Below are 19,436 nucleotides of genomic sequence, written 5' to 3'. Positions count from 1 at the left end.
GCACCCCGCCCCCGCCGCTCCCGCCAAACGATCCCCCGAAGAGCTAGCAGGACCCCAGACTCCCGCTGCAGCCCCGTCAGCACACCGGCACAGCGGGACCAGCCCCGGCCAGCCGCACACCCCCGAAGCGGCCGGCCGGGGCACCGGACGAACCGGCCGTGTGCTCTCACCGGCTCACGGCAGCTGCTAGATCTTGCTAGGAGCTGCTAGCTCCTCCCAGGTCCGTTCGATGTAAATCCCTAGGTCAGCGCCATGGCCTCGAACGGCGTCAGCCCTTCGGCTGCTGCTGCGTGATGCAGTGGATGCCGCCGCCGTTGGCGAAGATCTCGCGGGCGTCGACCAGTTCGACCTTGCGGTCGGGGTAGGCGTCGCCGAGGATCGAGGCGGCGACCTGGTCGCGGGGGTCGTTGAAGCCGCAGAGGATGACGGCGCCGTTGGCGACGTAGTGGTTGATGTAGGAGTAGTCGACCGGCTCGCCGTCCTCGTCGGTCAGGACGGTGGGGGCGGGGAGTTCGATGACCTCCAGCTGGCGGCCGGCGGCGTCGGTGGAGGTGCGCAGGACGGTGAGGATCTCCTTGCAGACCTCGTGGTCGGGGTGGGCGGGGTCGGGCTGGACGTGGGCGAGTACGACGCCCGGGCGGACGAAGGAGGCGACGATGTCGATGTGGCCGCGGGTGCCGAACTCGTCGTAGTCGCGGGTGAGTCCGCGCGGGACCCAGATGGCCTTGGTGGTGCCGAGTTGGGCGTGCAGCTCGGCCTCGACGGCCTCCTTGGTCCAGTCGAAGTTGCGACCTTCGCCGAGCTGGACGGTCTCGGTCACCAGGACGGTGCCCTCGCCGTCGACGTGGATGCCGCCGCCCTCGTTGATCAGCTTCGAGACGAAGCGCCGGACACCGGTCAGTTCGGTGATCTTCTCGGCGATGTGCTGGTCGTTGTCCCAGCTGGCCCAGGACTGTGCGCCCCAGCCGTTGAACACCCAGTCGGTGGCGGCGACTTCTCCCTTGCCGTCGATCAGGAAGGTGGGGCCGATGTCGCGCATCCAGGCGTCGTCCAGCGGGCGCTCGACCAGCTCGACCTCGGCGGAGACGTAGCGGCGGGCGGCCTCGGCCTCGCCGATGTTGACGATCATCGTGACCGGCTCGTACCGGACGATGGTGTTGGCGACCTTGGCCCAGGCCTCACGGCCGGCGTGCAGGTGCTCCGGGGTGTCGAAGGTCTGGTTGGCGGTCGGGAACGCCATCCAGGTGCGCTCGTGGGGGTGCCACTCGGCGGGCATCCGGAAACCGAGGGAAGCGGGAGTCGTCATCAGGGGGATGTCCTAAGTCCGCGGCGGTGTGGGGGAATCGGGGGTTCGGGGGATTCGGCGGGGTCAGAGGAAGTACAGGCGGCTCAGCGAGACGCTGTCGGCGGGTGCGGAGCGCAGCGGCGAGCCGTCCAGGGAGACCAGTCCGGTGTCGGCCTCGACGTCGACACGGCCGATCCGGGCGTTGCGGACCATGTCGCGCGGACCGATGCCGCGGGTGTTCCGGACGCCCACGCGCCGCCTGCGGGTGGGGAGTTGGTCGGCGGCGACGTCCAGGTAGGAGGCCTCGGCCGCGGCCTGGGCGACGAAGGCGACCGAGATGTCCGCGGCCGTGGCGCCGTGGGCGCCGAACTGCGGTCCCAGTACCAGGGGTTCGCAGCGGTCGGTGGAGGCGTTGGGGTCGCCGACCACTCCGTACGCGGGGAACCCGGCCTTGAGTACCAGCTGCGGCTTGGCGCCGAAGTGGTCGGGTCGCCAGAGCACGATGTCCGCCAGCTTGCCGACCTCCAGCGAGCCGACCTCGTGGGCGAGGCCGTGCGCGATGGCGGGGTTGATGGTGAGCTTGGCGATGTAGCGCAGCACGCGCTCGTTGTCGTCGCCGCTCGCGCTGGTGCCGTACGAGCCGGTGCCGTCCAGCGGGCCGAGTTCGGCCTTCATCTTGCCGGCCATCGCGAAGGTGCGGCGCACCGTCTCTCCGGCCCGGCCCATGCCCTGGGCGTCGGAGGAGGTGATGCCGATGACCCCGAGGTCGTGCAGCACGTCCTCGGCGCCCATCGTGCCGGCCCGGATGCGGTCGCGGGCCATCTTGGCGTCGCCGGGCAGGTCGACCTTCAGGTCGTGGGCGGAGACGATCATGTCGAAGTGCTCGCCCAGTGCGTCCCGGCCGAACGGCAGGGTCGGGTTGGTGGAGGAGCCGATCACGTTCTCGACGCCGGCCATCTTCAGCACGTTGGGGACGTGTCCGCCGCCGCAGCCCTCGATGTGGAAGGCGTGGATGGTGCGGCCCTCCAGCACGGCGAGGGTGTCCTCGACCGACAGGCACTCGTTCAACCCGTCGGTGTGCAGGGCGACCTGGACGTCGTACTCCTCGGCGACCCGCAGCGCGGTGTCCAGGGCGCGGGTGTGTGCGCCCATGTCCTCGTGCACCTTGAAGCCGGAGGCGCCGCCCTCGGCCAGCGCCTCGACGAGCGGGGCGGCGTCGGAGGACGAACCGCGGCCCAGGAAGCCGATGTTGACCGGCCAGGCGTCGAAGGCGTTGAAGGCGTGCCGCAGCGCCCAGGGGGAGTTGACCCCGACGCCCCAGACCGGGCCGAACTCCTGGCCGATGATCGTGGTCACTCCGGAGGCCAGCGAGGCCTCCATGATCCGCGGGGACAGCAGGTGGACGTGGGTGTCGATGGCGCCGGCGGTGGCGATCATCCCCTCACCGGAGACGATCGTGGTGCCGGTGCCGACGACCACCTCGACGCCGTCGAGGGTGTCGGGGTTGCCCGCCCGGCCGATCGAGACGATCCGGCCGTCCCGGATGCCGATCGAGGTCTTGCGGATGCCCTGGACCGCGTCGATCACCAGCACATTGCTGATCACCACGTCGCAGGTGTCGCGGACGGCGGCGGCCTTGAGGTGCAGTCCGTCGCGCGCGGTCTTGCCGAAGCCGGCCAGGAACTCCTCGCCGGGCGCCTGCGAGTCGGACTCCACCCGGATGATCAGACCGCTGTCGCCGAGGCGGATCCGGTCGCCCGCGCGGGGGCCGTGGACGGAGATGTAGTCGTGCGGAGTGATCGCGGTCATGCTCCCGCCTCCGGGCAGTCGTGCGGGGTTCGGGCTGGGGTTGCGGGGGTCGTCCCCCGCGGGGCGGCTGCGTCGTGGGGGGTGATCGCGGTCACGACTCGATCTCCGCGTCGTCGAACTTGGTCAGGTAGCCGGTGGCACGGGCCTTGGCGAGGGCGGCCTCGCGGGCGCCGGGGGCGTCCAGCGGGCCGTCGACCAGGCCGGCGAAGCCGATGGCGACGCGCTCGCCGCCGATCGGGACCAGGCCGACTTCCACGGTGGCGCCCGCGTCGAAGCGGACGGAGGAGCCCGCCGGTACCGCGAGGTGGGTGCCGTAGGCGGCCTCCCGATCGAAGGCCAGGCGCGGGTTGGCCTCGAAGAAGTGGAAGTGCGAGGTGACGGAGATCGGCACCGGTGAGGTGTTGTGCACCAGCAGCACGACCGTCTCCTCGATCGGGTCGTAGCCCCTGCCCTCGCCGAGCAGGGTGGTGCCGGGTGCCTCCTCGCCGAGCGAGCCCGCGCCCTTGAACGGATCGTTGACCACCGCGAGGCGGGTGCCGTCGTCGAACACGGCCTCGACCTGGATGACGGTCACCACGTCCGGGACGCCCGGCAGCACGTCGTCGGCGGTGAGCACACTGCGGCCGGCCTCGATGGCCTCGGCGAGCCGGAGGCCGTCGCGGGCCGCCTCGCAGACGGTGTCGGCGATCAGGGCGGTGGCCTCGGGGACGTTGAGGCGGACGCCTCGGGCGCGCCGGGCGCGGGCCAGTTCGGCCGCTGTGAAGATCAGCAGCCGGTCCCGTTCGGTGGGGGTCAGTCGCACGGTTCCTCGCTCGCGGGATGCCGGTGGAGCCGGTGTCAGGGGCGGTCGGGGTGGGGGTTCTCGGACTGGTTAGAACGTCGTTCAAACAGCTCTCCGGTCATTGAACCCGGGCCGGGCCGCCATGTCCAGCGTTGCCCGTGGCGGGGCGATCGGCGCGCCGGATGTCGCAATCGAGTATTCGGCTACCCATGAATATCAGGGGCCTGATATAAACAAGGTGCCTTGCAATCATGAAGAGGCGCCTTGTAAACCGACCCCTGCAGGGTCGAGTACGTCCGAGTCGTGAGGAGCGCAGCCGTGCGCGCTGTCCGTTACACCCGTACTGGTGGCCCCGAGGTCCTGGAGATCGCCGAGGTGCCGGCCCCGCGGCCGGGAGAGGGCGAGGTCGCCATCGACGTCAGCCATGCGGGTGTCCACTTCGCCGACGTGATGTTCCGGCGCGGCCAGTTCCCGCTGCCGCTGCCCGCCGTCCCGGGGCTGGAGGTGGCCGGTACGGTCGCCGAGCTCGGCCCGGGCGTCACTGCGCTGCGGGTCGGCCAGCCGGTGGTGGCGGTGCCGACGGGCTTCGGCGGCAACGCCGAGCGGGTCATCGCGAGCGCCGTCACCACCATCCCGCTGGAGGGCGAACTCGCCGGTCTCGACCCGGCGTTGGCCGCCGGTGCGGCCTGCAACGCGGCCACCGCCGTCGGCACCCTGCGCAGCGCGGCCCGGGTCGAGAAGGGGGACCGGGTCCTGGTCCTCGGCGCCTCGGGCGCCCTGGGTCTGCTGCTCGGCCGGCTCGCCCGCACCCTGGGCGCCGCCCTGGTGGTCGGCGCCGCGAGCACCCCGGAGCGTGCCGCCCGGGCGGTCCGGGCGGGCTACGACCACGCCCTGACCTACGGCGAACTCGCCGCGAAGATCGATGAGTTGACCGACGGGCAGGGGTACGACGTGGTGATCGACTCGGTCGGAGGTGAGCCGCGCGAGCAGGTCAGGGGGCTGCTCGCGGTGTTCGGCCGGCACGTGGTGATCGGCAACGCCGCCGACCGGGACATCACGATGGACGCCAACCAGGTCTGGTACGAGAGCTTCACGCTCGCCGGCTACAACCTCGGCGGCGTCCTGGGGCGCCGCCCCGACCTGCTGCGCGCGCACCTGGAGGAGGGCCTGCGCCTGGTCGCCGACGGCACCCTGCTGCTGGACGTCGAGGAGATCGGCTGGGACGGCGTCGCCGAGGCGCACCGCAGGCTGGAGGGCCGCACGGCGATCGGCAAGTACGTGCTGCGGGTGCGCTGAACCTCCCCGGCCCGGGCGGCGATACTGGTCGGGGCCCGTCCGGGCCCCGACCGGTGCCGCAGTCGGCACCGGCGGAAGCGAGCGCAAGCTGAGGAGAGGCTGCGGCCCATGACCACCGACCCCGCCGAACTGCTCGCCGGACCTCAGGGCGCCCAGCTGCGCCTCGGGCTCGCGATCAAGCAGGCCGAGCAGGCCATGATGGCGGCCAAGGCCGACGCACTGCGCGAACTCGACCTGACCGTCCCGCAGTACGCCGTGCTACTGCAGCTGACCGAGCGGCCCGAGATGTCGGGTGCCCAACTGGCGCGCGGGGCGGCCGTCACACCGCAGACCATGGCGGGCGTGCTGGCCAATCTGGAGGCCAAGGGGCTGATCGAGCGTGAACCCTCCGAACTGCACGGGAAGGTCCTGGTGACCAGGCTCAGCGAGGCCGGCCGGGCAGTGGTGGCAGAGGCCGACGCTCGCGCGGTCGGGATCGAGTCTGCGCTCTGGACGGCCTTCGACGAGTCCGAACGTGACCTCTTCCGTGGCTTTCTCCGACGGGTAACTTCCGTACTGCACAAGTGAATGAAGCACCTGCCGGGGCCCGGTAGAGTGGCCGTCACCCATCTGGACGTCGCCGGGGCCCACGCTCGACACCGGCGTGGTGACGTTCGCGCCGCCGGAGCGTCATGCCTCCACCGGTTAAGCGGTGACGATCCTGCGGTGAAATAAGTGGTGACGCCCAGGTCGTCGGAGTGGTGACGGATCGGGGGGATGGTGCTCAATCGGCCGCTCGCGGAAGCGGCTTTCCAGCGAACCGAACGGTGGTCGAGAACCGTGTGCGGCGCGCGCAAACCTCCGACAGGCCCTGAAAAGGATCACTCGGGAGCCTCCGAGCTCCGCTTTCACACCATGTGACCGCCTACGCACTGTTGCGAACGTCGATGACTGGGCATGAGGATGGTCGGCAGAACGTTGGACGGACCGACCGATGGGGGACGCGGTGGCCGGCCGTCCGGACAAAGTGGGGGCGTACGGTGATGGATGGTCAGGCGAGGTTTCCGCGCCAGCGGACGGCTTCGAGCAGTGACACGGTCACACCCGTCGCAAGGAGCGGCGAGAACCTGCCGCCGGTGCACGAGCCGGGCTGCGCCCTGCACCGCAGGCTGCACGCCGCACTGGACCCGGCCGATCTGGTCGCGGTCAGCGCGGTACGGCACCGGCTGCGCGCCGCGCTGAACCGCTGGGGGGTGCCGGAGCTCGCCGACACCGCGGAGCTGCTCACCTCCGAGCTGGTCACCAACGCGCTGGTGCACACCGGCAGAGGAGCGGTCTTCGACGCCGTCCTCACGTCCGAGACCTCGGAGCGGCGGCTGCGCATCGAGGTCCAGGACGGTACCGCCCGGTTGCCGGGCCGCCGGACCCCGGCCGAGTTCGCCACCTCGGGCCGGGGTCTGCTGTTGGTGGAGGCGCTCGCCGACGACTGGGGCGTGCAGCTGCGGGGAGACGGCAAGGTCACCTGGTTCGAACTCGCCACTCCTTGACCGGCCGCTCTAGGCCGGGCAGCGATCCGCGGGGGCGAGGGCGAGCGATCCGGGCGCGGAGCTCCGTGCGACCGGCTGCAGGTGCGGCCGACTCGGCACCTGCGTGGATGCCCGCACCTGCGTAGACGCACCTTCGTAGGGTCTGCGCGCCCATAGGGCCTGTGCGTACGCAGGGCCTGCACCTTCGTAGTACCGCTCGGTGAACCCGAGCCCGCACTCGTCGCGGGCGAGCGGAGGACCGCGCCCTGGGCACTGCCGCGCCGGTCGACCCACTGGCTCCGGGCATTGCCGCCTTGCCGAACATTCGACAGGATAGTGAGAATGTGTGTCCGGGAAGGCAGCGGGGAGAGCCGAGCCTCGACTGACCGCCACCACCCGTGACACCGTCCCACGACCCCACGGCCATCGCAGTCCGCCCGGACGGCATGCCACGGCAGCGGCAGGAGAACCATGGCGACTGAGCCGGAGCCGCAAGGGCCCGCGCGCCGCACCCCACCGGCGCAGACCTCCCGCAGCACCGCGCCGAGCAGCGTGCTGCGCACCGCACCCGGTCTTCCGGCCGGCCGGATCGCGCCCGCGGCAGCCCGGGGGTTGCCCACCCGCACCGGCGACTCCACCCCGGACTGGCTCGAACCGGCGATGGCCGCGAACGGCATCGGCTCGTTCGACTGGGACATCCGCCGCGACGTCCTGGAGGGGGACCACCGGGCCTGCGCCATCCTCGGCCTGGACCCCAAGCGCTTCGACCGCAGCTCCGCAGCCTTCCTGGCCCTGCTCCACCCCGAGGACGCCCCGGTCCTCCGCCGCCGGGTCGAACGCGCCATCGCCGAACTCGGCCAGTGCGGCGCCTACTACCGCACGGTCTTCCCCGGCGGCGGGATGCACGCGGTGCGCTTCCGCGGGCGGGTGCTCGCGGACGCCTTCGGCCGCCCGTCCCGGATGGTCGGGTTCGTCTGGGACGCCACCGTAGAGCTGCACAAGCGGGAGCGGGCCGGCGAGCTGGCCGCGCTGCGCGAGGAGCGCTCACGCTTCATCAAGGAGGCCGCCCGCGCCCTCTCCGAGGCCGTCACGGTCCGTGACGTGGCGCGGGTGTTCACCGAACTGCCGCTGCCCGGACTGCCGCCGGACGGACTGCTGCTCGCCTCCCTGGAGGCCGGCCGCCTCCAGATCCTCGGCGCCACCGGCTACACCCCCGACAGCGTCCGCCCCTACGACCGCTCGCTGCTCGACCTGACCCACCCGGCGTCCGAGGCGATCCGCAACCGCGCCCCGGTCTTCATCGCCAGCCGGGACGAGTACCGCGAGCGCTACCCCGAGGCCTGGGCGCGGATCTCGCCCGACAACCCGCGCAGTTCCTGGGCCTTCCTGCCGCTGGTCGCCAGCGGCAGAGCCATCGGCGTCTGCCTGGTCTCGTTCGACGACGACCGGGAGCTGGACGCGGACGAGCGCACCCTGCTCTCCACCCTCGGCGGCCTGGTCGCCCAATCGCTGGCCCGGGCCCGGCTGCACGACGCCGAGCACGAACTCGCCGCCGGCCTCCAGCGCGTGATGCTGCCGCGCACGGTGCCGTCGATCTCCGGCGTCACCACCGCCGTGCGCTACCTGGCGGCCGGGTCCGGCCTGCAGATCGGCGGTGACTGGTACGACGTGGTGCCGCTCCCCGGCGGCCATGTCGGCCTGGTGATCGGCGACGTCCAGGGCCACGACGTGCACGCCGCCGGAATCATGGGCCAGTTGCGGATCGCGCTGCGCGCCTACGCCGCCGAGGGCCACCCGCCCGCCGCCGTGATGGCCCGGGCCTCCCGCTTCCTGGCCGACCTCGACACCGACCACTTCGCCACCTGCACCTATGCCGAGGTGAACGTGGACTACGGCGTGGTCTACGCGGTCCGGGCCGGCCATCTGGATCCGGTGGTCCGCCGCGCCGACGGCAGTGCCTCGCCCGTCCCGGTCGCGGGCGGGCTGCCGCTGGGCGTCGACCCGGACGAGGAGTACCGGGTCACCCGGTTCAGCCTGGACCCGGGCGAGACCGTCGTGCTCTGCACCGACGGCCTGGTCGAGGCCCGGGGCATGGACCTGGACACCGGCTTCGCCCGGTTCTGCGCCGCGGTCTGCGGTGACCTCCCCGCCCGGAGCGAATCGCCTTACGATCCACTGGAGTTGCTGGCCGACCGGATCACCTCGCAGGCGGCGGACTTCACCGAGCGCGAGGACGACATAGCACTGCTGCTGCTCCGCTGGGACGGTCCGGCCGGGGGACTCGCCGCTCAGCAACTGCGCCGCCGGATCGGACAGGCGGACCTGGCACGGATCTCCGAACTGCGCGGTGAGCTGCGGGACGCGCTGCGCCGCTGGGGCGTCGTCGAACTGGTGGACACCGCAGAGCTGCTGGCCTCCGAGCTGGTCACCAACGCGATCCGGCACACCGACCGGGACGCGATGTTCACCGCCCGGCTCTACCGGGAGGCCTCCCGGGACGGTGGGGCGACCGGCCGTGCCAGGCTGCGAGTCGAGGTAGAGGACGAGTCGGACCTGTGGCCGACCCGCCGCACACCCGGGGAGCAGGCATCCTCCGGACGCGGGCTGATGCTGGTCGAGGCACTCGCCGACGGCTGGGGTGTGGAGCCCCGCGGCACCGGGAAGCGGATGTGGTTCGAGCTCTCCGCCGAGAACTGATCACCGGCCGGGGTTTGAGAGCCGCCCGGAACTTTCACCTCGGCCGAGGCTCTCAGAACCGCCCGGGGCGAGGATGATCGGGCCGGATCCGTGCGGAGGCCCCCAGCGGATCCGGCCCCGAACCGTCCAGGGGCTGCGGCGGTCAGCCGAACTGCTGCTCCAGGTCCTTGAGTTTCTGCTCCAGGGTGTCCAGGCGCGGCAGGGTCATGGTGTCCTCGTCCGGGGTGAGGTCGATGGTGCGGCGGTCCGTCCGGGCCGGCAGGCCGGCGAAGCTGACCGCCCCCTCCGCGGGCCGGGCGGCGTCGGCCGCCGCTATGACGGGCTCCGATCCGCCGGACTCCAGCTGCGGTGCCAGCCGGCGGGCGTCGCGTGAGCGCCAGGCCCCGCCGTGTCGGCGGCCCAGGGCTCTGATCTCGGCCCGCTGCCGCCGGTTGGCGAGCCGCTGCCGCTCCCGGTTCCGGGCGGCCTCGCGCCTGTCGTCCCGGACCTCCTCGACCGCCTCGTCCAGGGTGCGGACGCCCTCCAGGAGCATCAACGACCAAGCGGCGTACGTCTCGCGGGGCGCGCGCAGCCAGCGGACGATCCGGATCTGCGGCAGTGGCCGGGGCACCAGGCCCTGCTCCCGGAGCGCGGCCACCCGGGTCTGCTTGAGGGCGCGGTCGAACAGGACCGCGGCCGACAGGGACATCCCCGCGAAGAACTGGGGTGCCCCGGCGTGGCCCCAACCGCGCGGCGCGTGCACCCAGTTGAACCAGGCGGAGGCCCCGGCGAACAGCCAGACCAGCAGCCGCGAGCCGAGTGCGGCGTCGCCGTGGCTGGCCTCCCGGACGGCGAGGACGGAGCAGAACATGGCCGCGCCGTCGAGGCCGAACGGGACCAGGTACTCCCAGCCGTCGGCGAGTCCGAGGTTCTGCACCCCGAAGCCGACCAGGCCGTGGAACGAGAGCGCGGCCGCGACGGCGGCGCAACAGAACAACAGGCCGTACGATGCCGCCCCGTACAGGGACTCCTTTCGGCGGCGGCGTTCCTCGGCGCGCTCCCAGGAATCCGGGCTCCCGACCGAGACGTTGGCCCTGGTGCGGACGAAGGCCACCAGCACGGCGGTCACCACCAGCGCGACCCCGCCCGCGACGGCCCAGCCCAGAGGTATGTCGGACAATTTCATGGCCGGAAACAGCCTCGCTTTCCTCCGCATTGACGGTGATGGACATCATGGCGGAACCGTGCGCGGGTTTTGGCTGGTTTGCCGTCAAAGCACCGAGGAGAGGGAATTCAGGGAAAAATCACGGCGGATGATATGACGAATATTTGGCGGGTATTCCGATGTCAGTTCTGATTCGAGCACGTGCGAGGGCAGCTGAAGCAGGCCTCCGCCGGCCGGACGGTGTAGAACAGGCAGCAGCTCACCCGGGCGCGCATCCAGGTGCTCGGGGAGTCCGGCCGTTTCGCCGGGCGGAAGCCGGCGCCACCGACGAACGGCGGACGGCGCTCGTCGTCCGGAAGCAGCAGTTCCAGGGCGGCCACCGCCCCGGCCTCTTCATCCAGCAGGCTGCCGATGTACCAGAGGCCCTCGACGACGTCGTCGGTGGCCATGCCCCAGAGGGTGCGCGGGCCGCGCCGCAGTTCCGGGCGGAACGCGGCCAGCACCGGGGCCAGATGCTCGGCCAGCGCGGCCAACAGCCCGTCCCGCAGCGCCTGTTCGTCCGGCACCACCCGGGCGCCGGGCAGGACGGCCGCCGGATCGTCCGGCAGGCAGGCGAACCCGTCCGGCTGGACGGTCAGTTCTCCCGAGCTGCGGCGGACCGACACCCGCTCCACCGGGATCCGGGGCACCCGCCGCTCCAGCAGCCACGGCAGCGTGAACAGCAGCGCGACCGGCCAGTTGTAGCGGTGCAGGCAGAACCCGGCCGCGACGTCCGGGCGCAGCGGCCGGCCGTACTCGGCCAGACCGAGCGCGGCGTCATGGGCGATCAGCTTCCCGAGGGCGTCCGGGTGCCGGACGAAGTCGGCGGTGCGGGCCCAGCCGTGACCGGTGCGCGGCGGGCCGGCGTGCACCCGCAGTCCGGGGAAGACCTGGCCCAGCCGGGCGTAGCTGCCGAGCAGCGGGGGCGGGGCCTGCGGGACGGGCACTGCCTGTGCGGCGGCCGCGGTGCTGCTCACGGTCATGGTCGGGCCCCATCGGGTGGACCGGAGCCCGGTGAGCTCCGCTACGGCAGGACTGAACCTGCCCGAGGCGCTGCTCCCCTCGGGCAGGTTAGGCTCACCTTAGCTGATGGAAGCTTAGCCTTCCCGCACGACGGACCCGTTCGGTGGAGCGGCGGGTGCGGGAACGGCGCCCAACCGGCGCGCGAGCCACACCGGAACCCCGCCCAGTGCCTGCACCAGCCGGGCCGCCTCGGCGCGCAGCCGCGCCGCCTCGACCGGCTCCGACACCTCCGCCAGCGCGGCCAGCGCGGGTGCCACACCCACCGTGAAGCCCAGGTCCTCCCGCAGCCGCAGGGAGGCCCGGAACCCCTCCCGGGCCCGCTCCACATCGCCCGCCGCCAGGGCCAGCGCGGCCAGGTGCCCCCAGGTGTACGAGCGCAGCAGTTCGTCACCGCGCTCCGTGGCGCCGTCGTGCGCCCGCCGGTAGGCGATCCAGGCGGCGGTCCGGTCGTGCAGCAGGTTCTCCGCGACCAGGCCGCGCCGGAAGTCCAGCAGCGGCCGTCCGGGGGCGCCCGGCGGCAGCAGGGCGGACGTCCGGCCCAGTGCGGCCTGGGCCTCGTCCAGCCGGTCGCGAGGCCCGAGCACGCTGGCCACGTACGCCAGGAAGCCGCGTGCGCAGGCGGCGGCCGCCCGCTGGTCGGGGGCGGCGGCCCCGGCCTCGGCGAGGCGCAGCGCGTGCTCCGCCTCCTGCCAGTGGTGCCCGGTGAACAGGCTCTGCTCGATGAGGAGTTCGGCCCGGCGCAGGGCGACGTCCGGATCCTGCGCCGCGGTCGGTGCGAGCAGCTCGGCAGCCTCCCGCCAGCAGCCGCGCGAGCGTAACCGCCACACCGTGTCGGCGCTTCCCCCCAGGTCCGTACCGTGCTCCGACAACGCCACCTCCTTGTGTGCGGTGTCCAGAAAACGGGACTCTGTGGCCGCAATTCAACACGGGGGCGAGCTTGTGCACCAGATCACGAGCGCCGGAGATTGCGGAAATCCGTGATCGATCTCACGGCGCCCTGATACCTGGGTTGACTGTGGGTCAGGTAGGGATTGACGGGTGCGTCAGCGGCGGTTGACGGCTGATCGGGCCGGGACGGGTGAGGCCGGGCCGGCGGCAGCGGGGCCGGTCAGGACGTCCAGCCGGTCTCCGCCAGAGCCTCCGCCGCGCCGTTGGCGGGCTGCGGGAGTCCCGCCTCGTCCAGTTGGAACAGGGCCACCAGCAGCTGCTCGCCGCGCACCGTCGCCTGGTGCGAGTACCCGCCGACGGTGAACATCGCGGCGGCGATCTCCTCGGCGTGCAGGGTCTGCAGCCAGAGGCACTCGACGGCCTTGACGTCCGCCGGCTCGATACCCGCGTCAACCTGGGCGACCATCCGGCTGCCCAGCATGGTGACGGCCGGCCCCTCCTGCTCCTCCGTCAACTCCAGGTCCTCGAAGCCCAGCCATTGGAGGTAGCGGGCCGCCGTGATCACCGCGTCCTCCTGGCCCTGCACCGGCTGCGGGCGGAACGGCGCCCGACCCGCGCCCGGCCCTCGGCCGCCCCGGTCGCGGAACTCGGAGCCGTACCCCTGCGGCGGCACCATCGGCACCGGACCGTGCGACCGTGCCCCGTACGGGCGGGGGCGCGGCGAGAACGGGGCGCTCTGGCCCGGCAGCGCCGCCGGTCCGGGCAGGGCGGTGCTCTGCGCCCGGGGCGAACGGTCCACCGGCAGACGGACGGTGGCGCCGCAGTTGCAGGTGAACTCCGGCTGCGGCCACTGGTCGCTGCGGCTGCAGTGCGGGCAGCGCATGCTCAGCCAGGAGTCCTCCCAGGAGCGGAACCGCACCTGCACCGGCACGCCGCCGCGCAGCAGCGGCACCCGCAGCTGCGCCCCGCACGGGCAGGGCAGGCTCGGCGGCTCGTACATGTGCTCGCGGCGGCAGGCCGGGCAGCGGATCGCGCCGGCGCCCGAGCCCGTGCTGGCGGCCCCCGATTCGGCCGGCGACCCGCTGAAGCCGGGGCCGTCGGCGGGCTCGGGCAGGGCGTCTGGGCCGAACCAGGCCGGATCGCTGAAGTCGTCGGGCAGCGGCACTGAGGCCATGGCGTGCACCGTCCGTTCGGGTCGGCTGGGCAGGTTCGCCCTCCATCGTCCCTGATCCGCAGGGGGCTTGGCGCCGAATGCGGCAATAGTTCAGGGGGACTTCAGGGGCGCGGGGGTGTTTCGGCGGAGGCGTTCCAGCGCGCGAGATCCGCCGGGGTGTCGAGGTCGTCCGGCACGGCGACGTCGCCGCACTCGACCAGGACGATCTCGGCGGCGTGCGCGGTGAGCAGCGCGCGGGCTCCGACGTCGCCGGTGGCACCGGCCGCGGCCTCGACGAAGTGGCGGGCGCTGATCAGCACCGGGTGGCCGCGCCTGCCGGCGTACGCGGCGGCCGCGAGCTCGGCGCCCGCACGGTGGGCGGCCAGCAGGCGGGCGACGGCGCACGGGGTCACCCCCGGGGTGTCCACCAGCATCACCAGTACGGCGCGTGCGCCCGGCGGCAGAGCTGTGAGCCCGGCGCGCAGTGAGGAGCCCATACCGCTCTCCCACTCGGGGTTGTCGACCAGCCGGCAGTCGCCGACGTCGGCGGTGGCCCTGACCCGTTCGGCCGCCGCGCCCAGCACCGCGACCGTCTCGGTGCAGCCCCCCGCCCGCACCACCGCCAGGGCGTGCTCGATCAGCGGCCGGCCGGCGTGCTCGATCAGCGCCTTGGGCCGCCCGCCGAGCCGCCGGCCGCCGCCGGCGGCCAGGACCAGGGCCACGGGGGTGGGGAGCGGTGGGGGGTGATCTGCCATGCGGCCAGTCTGGCGGTTCTCGCCGGGACCGGGCAGTTGGATGATCGGACAAGGCGGCGGTACGGCCGGCAGCGGTCCACCGACTCTTCCACCGCTGGTACTCCGCTCGGGAGGCCCCGTACTTGGTGGATGGCGCCTCGTAGTACGGAGCCGACGTACGGCGAGCGGCCGGCCCGCCCGCTGGTCGACCGGTCGGCGGCGCCCTCGGCGTGGCTGTTGCGAAACTATCTAGTTATTTACTTGTCTGCGTGCTGCCGCCGCACTACTTCCGGGGCTGCCGACTCCGTCGCACCCCTCGCTCGCTCTCGACCGGGGTGGACAGGTGCCCACCCTCGTCGACCAGGCGCAGCAGTGCGGCGGCGAAGATTTCGCGCTCCCCGGCGGGCAGGGAGGCCAGGGCCTCGCGGTGCACCCAGTCGGCGATCTTCGCGCCCCTGGCGACGGCCTGCTCGCCGGCCGGGGTGACCGAGACGATCCGGGCGCGGCGGTCGGTGGCCGACGGGCGGCGCTCGGCCAGGCCCGCCTTCTCCAGCTCGTCCACCGTCACCACCATGGTGGTCTTGTCGAGGTCGGCGATCTCGGCCAGCTGGATCTGGGTCCGCTCGGCCTCCAGGGCGTGGAACAGGACGCAGAACGCGCGCGGGGTGATGTCGATCTCGGCGAAGGCGGCGGCCATCCGGGTCGCCAGGACATGGCTGGCGTGCGCCAACTGGGCGGAGAGGTCCACGACGTGGCGCTTGGGGGCTGGGTTCGGCATGACGCCAGCCTAACAACTGGAAAGTTACTGGATTATCCGAATGTGGACGACTTGCCCGGATGTCGTGACCCCTCGGCCGCCCCCACGTCCGGCCCCTCCCGTGTTCCCCGGGCGCGCGCCCGGTCGGCCGGACGCCTCGGAGCACGGGAATGTGAGCCTCGACATGTCTGTGCGCACCCCGTTGTGGTGGCTTGACCGGCCCCGACGGCCCTGGTGTGCTGGTGCGCCGTCAGACGTCACACCATCGGGGGAGACCATCGTGCGCGCCGGCCGTACCACCCTGTCCGCGATAGCCCTGTTGCTCGTTGCCGCGCCGGTTCTGACGGCCTGCGGCGGCCACGGCGGCAAATCCTCCGACGACCCCGCGAAACCGGCCGCGCTCGGGACCAGTCCGCTGCGGAATCCGGACGGCACCAAGCCGGGCCTGGCGCCGATAGGGTCGGACGCCGACCGCAGGGCGGCCCGCGACCTGATAGACAAGGTCACGACGGCGTCCGCCGGCTCCAAGGCGGGCTACGACCGGGACCAGTTCGGCCCGGCCTGGACGGACAACGTGGACGGCGTCCCGCTCGGGCACAACAACTGCGACACCCGGGACGACATGCTCGCCCGGGACGGCAAGTCCGTGGAGCACAAGGACGCTTCGGCCTGCGTGGTCACCGCGATGACCATCTACGACCCGTACACCGGCAAGAACGTCAAGTGGACCAAGCAGCAGGCCACCCGGATACAGATCGACCACGTGATGCCGCTCTCCTACGACTGGAAGATGGGCGCGGCCAGGTGGGACCGGGCCAAGCGGCTCCAGATAGCCAACGACCCGCTCAACCTGATCCCGGCGGACGGCTCGCAGAACGCTTCCAAGGGCGATGCCGGGCCCGCCGGCTGGCTCCCGGCCAACGGGGCCGTGCGCTGCTCCTACGCGGTGCGCTTCGCCCAGGTCTCGCTCAAGTACCGGCTGCCGGTGACGCCGGACGACAAGAAGGCGATGCTTCGCCAGTGCGACGGTTGAAGAGCATCCGCCCAGCACGGCCGCACGCACTCGCATGAGCGCCGGCACCCCCGCCTCCACCACGGTGGCCTGCGGCTGCGGCCCTGGTACTGGGAGGAGCGCTAGCGTCGGCGGTGACGGGAGGAGCATCGGCTCCCGCCCGGAGGGTCGGCGTTGAGGGTGGCGGATCTTCATGTCGTCGACGCTGGCGACCGCGCCCTGACCGGGCTCGCGCTCTCCCCGGTGGGCTCCGATCGGCTCAGCCGCCGATCCGGGCCACGTACTTGCCCGTGCCGCGGCCCGCGGCGAGCAGGTCGTGGGCGGCGGGGATGCCGGCCAGGCCCGCTACCTCGGTGACCGGCATGGCGAGCTTGCCCTCGGCGAGGAAGCCGAGGATGCGACTGGTGGCGGCGGCCACCCTGGTGGGGGCGGTGGCGGCCAGCCCGCGGTGGCTGAAGCCGGTGACAGTGAGGTTGCCCCGGAGCAGTCGCCCCACCGGCGGCAGGGCCTCGACCGGTGCGCCGGTGGCGTTGCCGAACAGGGCCACCCGGCCGCCTGGCGCCGCCAGGTCCAGGTCGAGGTTGAGGGCGGTGGTGCCCAGCGGGTCGAGGATCAGGTCGACTCCCCGGCCGTCGGTGGCGGCATGAACCGCCTCGGTGAGGCCGGTGTCGCGGACGAGGGCCGGCGAGTAGCCCGCGCTCTCGGCCTCGGCGATCTTCTCGGGCCGGCCGACCGTGCCGATCAGCCGCCCGCCGCCCAGCAGCGGCACCAGCCGGGCGATCGCGTTGCCGATCCCGCCGCTCGCCGAGTGCACCAGAACGGTGTCGCCGGGGGTGAACCGTCCGGCATCGGTCAGCAGCAGCAGCGAGGTGGCCAGGCCGAGCGGCGTCGCGGCGGCCTCCGCGAGCGGTATGCCGTCCGGCACCGGTACCGTCAACTCGGCTCTGGAGAGCGCAACTTCGGACATTCCGGCACCCTTCGGCACGGCCGCCACGCGGTCGCCGACGGTGAAGCCCGTGACCCCCGGGCCAAGGGCGCGGACGGTGCCCGAGACCTCGAGGCCGGGGCGGTGCGGCCAGGTCGCGTAGCCGGCGTCGCCGCGGCGGGCCATCACGTCGACGAAGTTCAGCCCGGCGTACGCGACGTCGATGGTCAGCTCGCCCGGCCCCGGCGTGGGCTCGGCGGCCTCGACGACGGACGAGCTCTCGGCGCCGCCCGGCGCGGTCATCACCAAGGTACGCATCTGTGAACGCCTCCTGTGGGTACGATGTCCTTCGAAGTTCTACGAACGACGAAATTAGTAGCACCCCATTCGATGAATGTCGAACATCGCTGTTCAGGAGGCTCTCCTTGCCGCGCTCGCATCAGCGTCGTGCCCCGCTGTACCACCCGGAGCCCGAGGAGATCGACCTGCTCGACGTCCTGCACGCCCTCGCCGACCCCACTCGGATGACCATCGTCCGGACCCTCTGGGCCGAACCCGAGCGCGCTTGCGGCACCTTCCCGGTCGACGTCGCCCCCTCCACGCTCAGCCACCACTTCAAGGTGCTCCGCGAGTCCGGCGTCATCCGGCAGCGCGGCGAGGCCAATCGGCGGCTGAACGAGCTGCGGCGCGAGGAGTTGCAGCAGCGCTTCCCCGGCGTGCTGGATGCGATCCTCGCCGCGGCCGCCGGCCCGGCCGGGCCGGGGCCGGTCGCCCAGGAGGACTGAGGGGCCGACCGGCCGGAGGGTGGGGATCGTGCCGCCGCGCGGCGGATCGGCCGCCCGGCCGGGCCCGGTCAGGCGTCGGGGGCGGTCCGCGCGGGGGTGTCGAGGAAGCGGGTCAGGTGGTCGTTCAGCAGGGCGGGATCGGCCATCGGCACGGCGTGGTGCGAGACGCCGGGCAGCACGGCGACCTCGGCGTTCGGCAGCAACGCCCTTGCGTGGTCGGCGACTTGGCTGCTCCGGTGGGGGCGGCTCAGCTCCGCCGTCAGGATCAGGGTCGGAATATCGAGCGAGCGCAGCCGCTCAGTGGCGGGGCGCGGACCGGTGACCGGCTTGGAGCTCGGGAAGTGCGCCGTGCCGAGCGCGTGCACGGCCGACCAGGCCGGGTCGATCAGCCCTCGGGCGGGCGCGCCGCCGGTCTCCCAGTCGATGAAGGCGCGGGCGCGGGCGGCCGTCGGCCGGAGCAGCATCGGAAGGGCCCGCAGGAGGTAGCCGAATCGGAACCCGGCGAAGCACTGGGTCGGGTCCAGCAGGGCGAGCCGCTCCACCCGGTGCGGGGCGTGCAGCGCGTAGGTGAGCGCGATCCAGCCGCCGTACGAGTGGCCCACCAGGGCGGTCGAGTCCAGGCCGAGGTGGTCGAGAACGGTGTCCAGCCATGCCGTCATGTCCTCGGCGCGCCTGATCGGACGTCCGCCGTGGATGCTCCGGCCCGGATCGCCGATCAGGTCGACCGCGTACACGCGGTGGGTGGCCGCGAGTGCCGCGACGTTGGCGTACCAGACCGCCGAGGTGGCGCCGCCGCCGGACAGCAGCACCACCGGGCGGCCGTCCTCGGGGCCGCAGGCGTTGAGCCGGGTGGTTCCGAACTCGGAACGCGCGGTGGCCGGCGTCACCGGGACCGGCCAGCGGGCCAGTGCGGCTTCGTACGCGGAGAAGAAGGCGGTCTCGGCCTCGGGCGTCCCGAAAGCGGGCGGGCCGGCCGGTCGTGCACCCATGCTGCAACCCCCGGATCTGGCAGAATCCATCTGCCGAAAACAATCTCGCTGAGAAACACTCTCGCTCAGCGAGATACTAGATCCATCGGTGTTCCCGGTGGAAGCCCGGACGGGCCCGAGCGGACGGAAGAAGGAACATGGGAACGGAGCAGGGCTCCACGGGTGCCGTCGACAGCTCGATGCGACTGGTGCACCTGCTGCGCGCGCTCACCGTCGAACTCGACCTGCTCGGCGGCGAGTTCGCGAACGTGAACGGGCTGCATCCGACCGACCTGCGCGCCCTGATCCACCTGCTGGACGCCGCACGCGCCGGAATCGAGGTGACGCCCGGCCGGCTGGGCGAGCAGCTGCGCCTCAACTCCGCCGGGACGACGGCCCTGGTCGACCGGCTGGAGCGGCTCGGCCACATCCGCCGGGTGCGGGACACCCGGGACCGCCGCCGGGTGCTGCTCGTGGTCGAGGAAGGGGCGATGGAACTCGGGCAGTCGTTCTTCGGTCCGCTGATCAACGGGATGGTGGCGGTGCTCGGCGACTTCGACGCCGCGGAACTGGCGGTGGCCCGACGCTTCCTGCTGGCGATGACTCAGGTGGTCACGGCCGCCCGGGAGGGTTAG

The 19,436-nt window shown here is 72.6% G+C and carries 18 protein-coding genes; 7 read left to right on the top strand and 11 right to left on the bottom strand.

Features of this window, described 5'->3' with window-relative positions; translation table 11 throughout:
• Positions 1-268: 268 nt before the first annotated feature.
• The 3 genes from ABD369_RS12860 to ureA all read right to left on the bottom strand — a co-directional run bounded on the left by ABD369_RS12860 (position 269) and on the right by ureA (position 3,896).
• Positions 269-1,306: an agmatine deiminase family protein gene (locus ABD369_RS12860; RefSeq protein WP_344636470.1), complete on the bottom strand. Its 1,038-nt coding sequence runs from the start codon at positions 1,304-1,306 to the stop codon at positions 269-271.
• Positions 1,307-1,369: 63 nt separating this feature from the next.
• Complete coding sequence (locus ABD369_RS12855) at positions 1,370-3,094, bottom strand: urease subunit alpha (protein WP_344636469.1); 1,725 nt, start codon at positions 3,092-3,094, stop codon at positions 1,370-1,372.
• A gap of 91 nt (positions 3,095-3,185) precedes the next feature.
• Positions 3,186-3,896, bottom strand: a complete 711-nt coding sequence (gene ureA, locus ABD369_RS12850; RefSeq protein ID WP_344636468.1) for an urease subunit gamma — start codon at positions 3,894-3,896, stop codon at positions 3,186-3,188.
• Between the two features lie 297 nt (positions 3,897-4,193).
• On the opposite strand from ureA, the gene ABD369_RS12845 reads away from it, so the two are divergent.
• From ABD369_RS12845 to ABD369_RS12830, 4 genes are all read left to right on the top strand, one after another.
• A complete protein-coding gene (locus ABD369_RS12845) occupies positions 4,194-5,171 on the top strand; it encodes a quinone oxidoreductase family protein (RefSeq protein ID WP_344636467.1) in 978 nt (325 codons plus the stop codon).
• Positions 5,172-5,279: 108 nt separating this feature from the next.
• Entirely contained in the window at positions 5,280-5,738 is a 459-nt protein-coding gene (locus ABD369_RS12840) for a MarR family winged helix-turn-helix transcriptional regulator (RefSeq protein WP_344636466.1), read from the top strand.
• A gap of 548 nt (positions 5,739-6,286) precedes the next feature.
• A complete protein-coding gene (locus tag ABD369_RS12835; RefSeq protein WP_344636465.1) occupies positions 6,287-6,697 on the top strand; it encodes an ATP-binding protein in 411 nt (136 codons plus the stop codon).
• A gap of 450 nt (positions 6,698-7,147) precedes the next feature.
• Positions 7,148-9,373, top strand: coding sequence for a SpoIIE family protein phosphatase (locus tag ABD369_RS12830; protein ID WP_344636464.1), 2,226 nt, complete (start codon positions 7,148-7,150; stop codon positions 9,371-9,373).
• Positions 9,374-9,515: 142 nt separating this feature from the next.
• Here ABD369_RS12830 and ABD369_RS12825 read toward each other — a convergent pair whose 3' ends face one another.
• From ABD369_RS12825 to ABD369_RS12800, 6 genes are all read right to left on the bottom strand, one after another.
• Complete coding sequence (locus ABD369_RS12825) at positions 9,516-10,538, bottom strand: DUF2637 domain-containing protein (protein ID WP_344636463.1); 1,023 nt, start codon at positions 10,536-10,538, stop codon at positions 9,516-9,518.
• 161 nt (positions 10,539-10,699) lie between these two features.
• Positions 10,700-11,539, bottom strand: a complete 840-nt coding sequence (locus tag ABD369_RS12820) for a (2Fe-2S)-binding protein (protein ID WP_344636462.1) — start codon at positions 11,537-11,539, stop codon at positions 10,700-10,702.
• A 114-nt stretch (positions 11,540-11,653) separates the two neighbouring features.
• The gene (locus ABD369_RS12815; RefSeq protein WP_344636461.1) at positions 11,654-12,448 is read right to left on the bottom strand and encodes a hypothetical protein; all 795 of its coding nucleotides are present in this window, start codon (positions 12,446-12,448) and stop codon (positions 11,654-11,656) included.
• A 239-nt stretch (positions 12,449-12,687) separates the two neighbouring features.
• Complete coding sequence (locus tag ABD369_RS12810; RefSeq protein ID WP_344636460.1) at positions 12,688-13,641, bottom strand: hypothetical protein; 954 nt, start codon at positions 13,639-13,641, stop codon at positions 12,688-12,690.
• 101 nt (positions 13,642-13,742) lie between these two features.
• A complete protein-coding gene (locus ABD369_RS12805) occupies positions 13,743-14,375 on the bottom strand; it encodes a nucleotidyltransferase family protein (protein WP_344636459.1) in 633 nt (210 codons plus the stop codon).
• 262 nt (positions 14,376-14,637) lie between these two features.
• Complete coding sequence (locus tag ABD369_RS12800) at positions 14,638-15,132, bottom strand: MarR family winged helix-turn-helix transcriptional regulator (RefSeq protein ID WP_344636458.1); 495 nt, start codon at positions 15,130-15,132, stop codon at positions 14,638-14,640.
• 259 nt (positions 15,133-15,391) lie between these two features.
• Here ABD369_RS12800 and ABD369_RS12795 point away from each other — a divergent pair, with 259 nt between their 5' ends.
• Positions 15,392-16,144: an HNH endonuclease family protein gene (locus ABD369_RS12795; protein WP_344636457.1), complete on the top strand. Its 753-nt coding sequence runs from the start codon at positions 15,392-15,394 to the stop codon at positions 16,142-16,144.
• A gap of 238 nt (positions 16,145-16,382) precedes the next feature.
• Here the strand turns inward: ABD369_RS12795 and ABD369_RS12790 are convergent, their stop codons facing one another.
• The gene (locus tag ABD369_RS12790; RefSeq protein ID WP_344636456.1) at positions 16,383-17,366 is read right to left on the bottom strand and encodes a quinone oxidoreductase family protein; all 984 of its coding nucleotides are present in this window, start codon (positions 17,364-17,366) and stop codon (positions 16,383-16,385) included.
• 107 nt (positions 17,367-17,473) lie between these two features.
• Between ABD369_RS12790 and ABD369_RS12785 the strand changes: the two genes are divergently transcribed.
• Complete coding sequence (locus tag ABD369_RS12785) at positions 17,474-17,833, top strand: ArsR/SmtB family transcription factor (RefSeq protein WP_344636455.1); 360 nt, start codon at positions 17,474-17,476, stop codon at positions 17,831-17,833.
• Between the two features lie 68 nt (positions 17,834-17,901).
• Here the strand turns inward: ABD369_RS12785 and ABD369_RS12780 are convergent, their stop codons facing one another.
• Positions 17,902-18,822 (bottom strand): alpha/beta fold hydrolase, encoded by a 921-nt coding sequence (locus ABD369_RS12780; protein WP_344636454.1) that lies wholly within the window; start codon positions 18,820-18,822, stop codon positions 17,902-17,904.
• 137 nt (positions 18,823-18,959) lie between these two features.
• Here ABD369_RS12780 and ABD369_RS12775 point away from each other — a divergent pair, with 137 nt between their 5' ends.
• Positions 18,960-19,436 carry a MarR family transcriptional regulator gene (locus ABD369_RS12775; protein WP_344636453.1) on the top strand — a complete coding sequence of 159 codons (477 nt, stop codon included), beginning with the start codon at positions 18,960-18,962 and terminating at the stop codon, positions 19,434-19,436.

Source organism: Kitasatospora cystarginea (genome assembly GCF_039533515.1).
In the GTDB taxonomy this organism is placed as follows: Bacteria; Actinomycetota; Actinomycetes; order Streptomycetales; family Streptomycetaceae; genus Kitasatospora; species Kitasatospora cystarginea.
Note: the sequence above shows the minus strand (reverse complement) of the source record. Positions and strands in the feature narration are given on the sequence as shown.

What these genes read in the sequence shown, in the direction of transcription:
- ABD369_RS12860 (WP_344636470.1), bottom strand. Translation starts at nt 1,306, where the DNA reads ATGACGACTCCCGCTTCCCTCGGTTTCCGGATGCCCGCCGAGTGGCAC.
- ABD369_RS12800 (WP_344636458.1), bottom strand. Translation starts at nt 15,132, where the DNA reads ATGCCGAACCCAGCCCCCAAGCGCCACGTCGTGGACCTCTCCGCCCAG.
- ABD369_RS12830 (WP_344636464.1), top strand. Translation starts at nt 7,148, where the DNA reads ATGGCGACTGAGCCGGAGCCGCAAGGGCCCGCGCGCCGCACCCCACCG.
- ABD369_RS12790 (WP_344636456.1), bottom strand. Translation starts at nt 17,366, where the DNA reads ATGCGTACCTTGGTGATGACCGCGCCGGGCGGCGCCGAGAGCTCGTCC.
- ABD369_RS12775 (WP_344636453.1), top strand. Translation starts at nt 18,960, where the DNA reads ATGGGAACGGAGCAGGGCTCCACGGGTGCCGTCGACAGCTCGATGCGA.
- ABD369_RS12805 (WP_344636459.1), bottom strand. Translation starts at nt 14,375, where the DNA reads ATGGCAGATCACCCCCCACCGCTCCCCACCCCCGTGGCCCTGGTCCTG.
- ABD369_RS12780 (WP_344636454.1), bottom strand. Translation starts at nt 18,822, where the DNA reads ATGGGTGCACGACCGGCCGGCCCGCCCGCTTTCGGGACGCCCGAGGCC.
- ABD369_RS12855 (WP_344636469.1), bottom strand. Translation starts at nt 3,094, where the DNA reads ATGACCGCGATCACTCCGCACGACTACATCTCCGTCCACGGCCCCCGC.
- ABD369_RS12810 (WP_344636460.1), bottom strand. Translation starts at nt 13,641, where the DNA reads ATGGCCTCAGTGCCGCTGCCCGACGACTTCAGCGATCCGGCCTGGTTC.
- ABD369_RS12840 (WP_344636466.1), top strand. Translation starts at nt 5,280, where the DNA reads ATGACCACCGACCCCGCCGAACTGCTCGCCGGACCTCAGGGCGCCCAG.
- ABD369_RS12825 (WP_344636463.1), bottom strand. Translation starts at nt 10,538, where the DNA reads ATGAAATTGTCCGACATACCTCTGGGCTGGGCCGTCGCGGGCGGGGTC.
- ABD369_RS12820 (WP_344636462.1), bottom strand. Translation starts at nt 11,539, where the DNA reads ATGACCGTGAGCAGCACCGCGGCCGCCGCACAGGCAGTGCCCGTCCCG.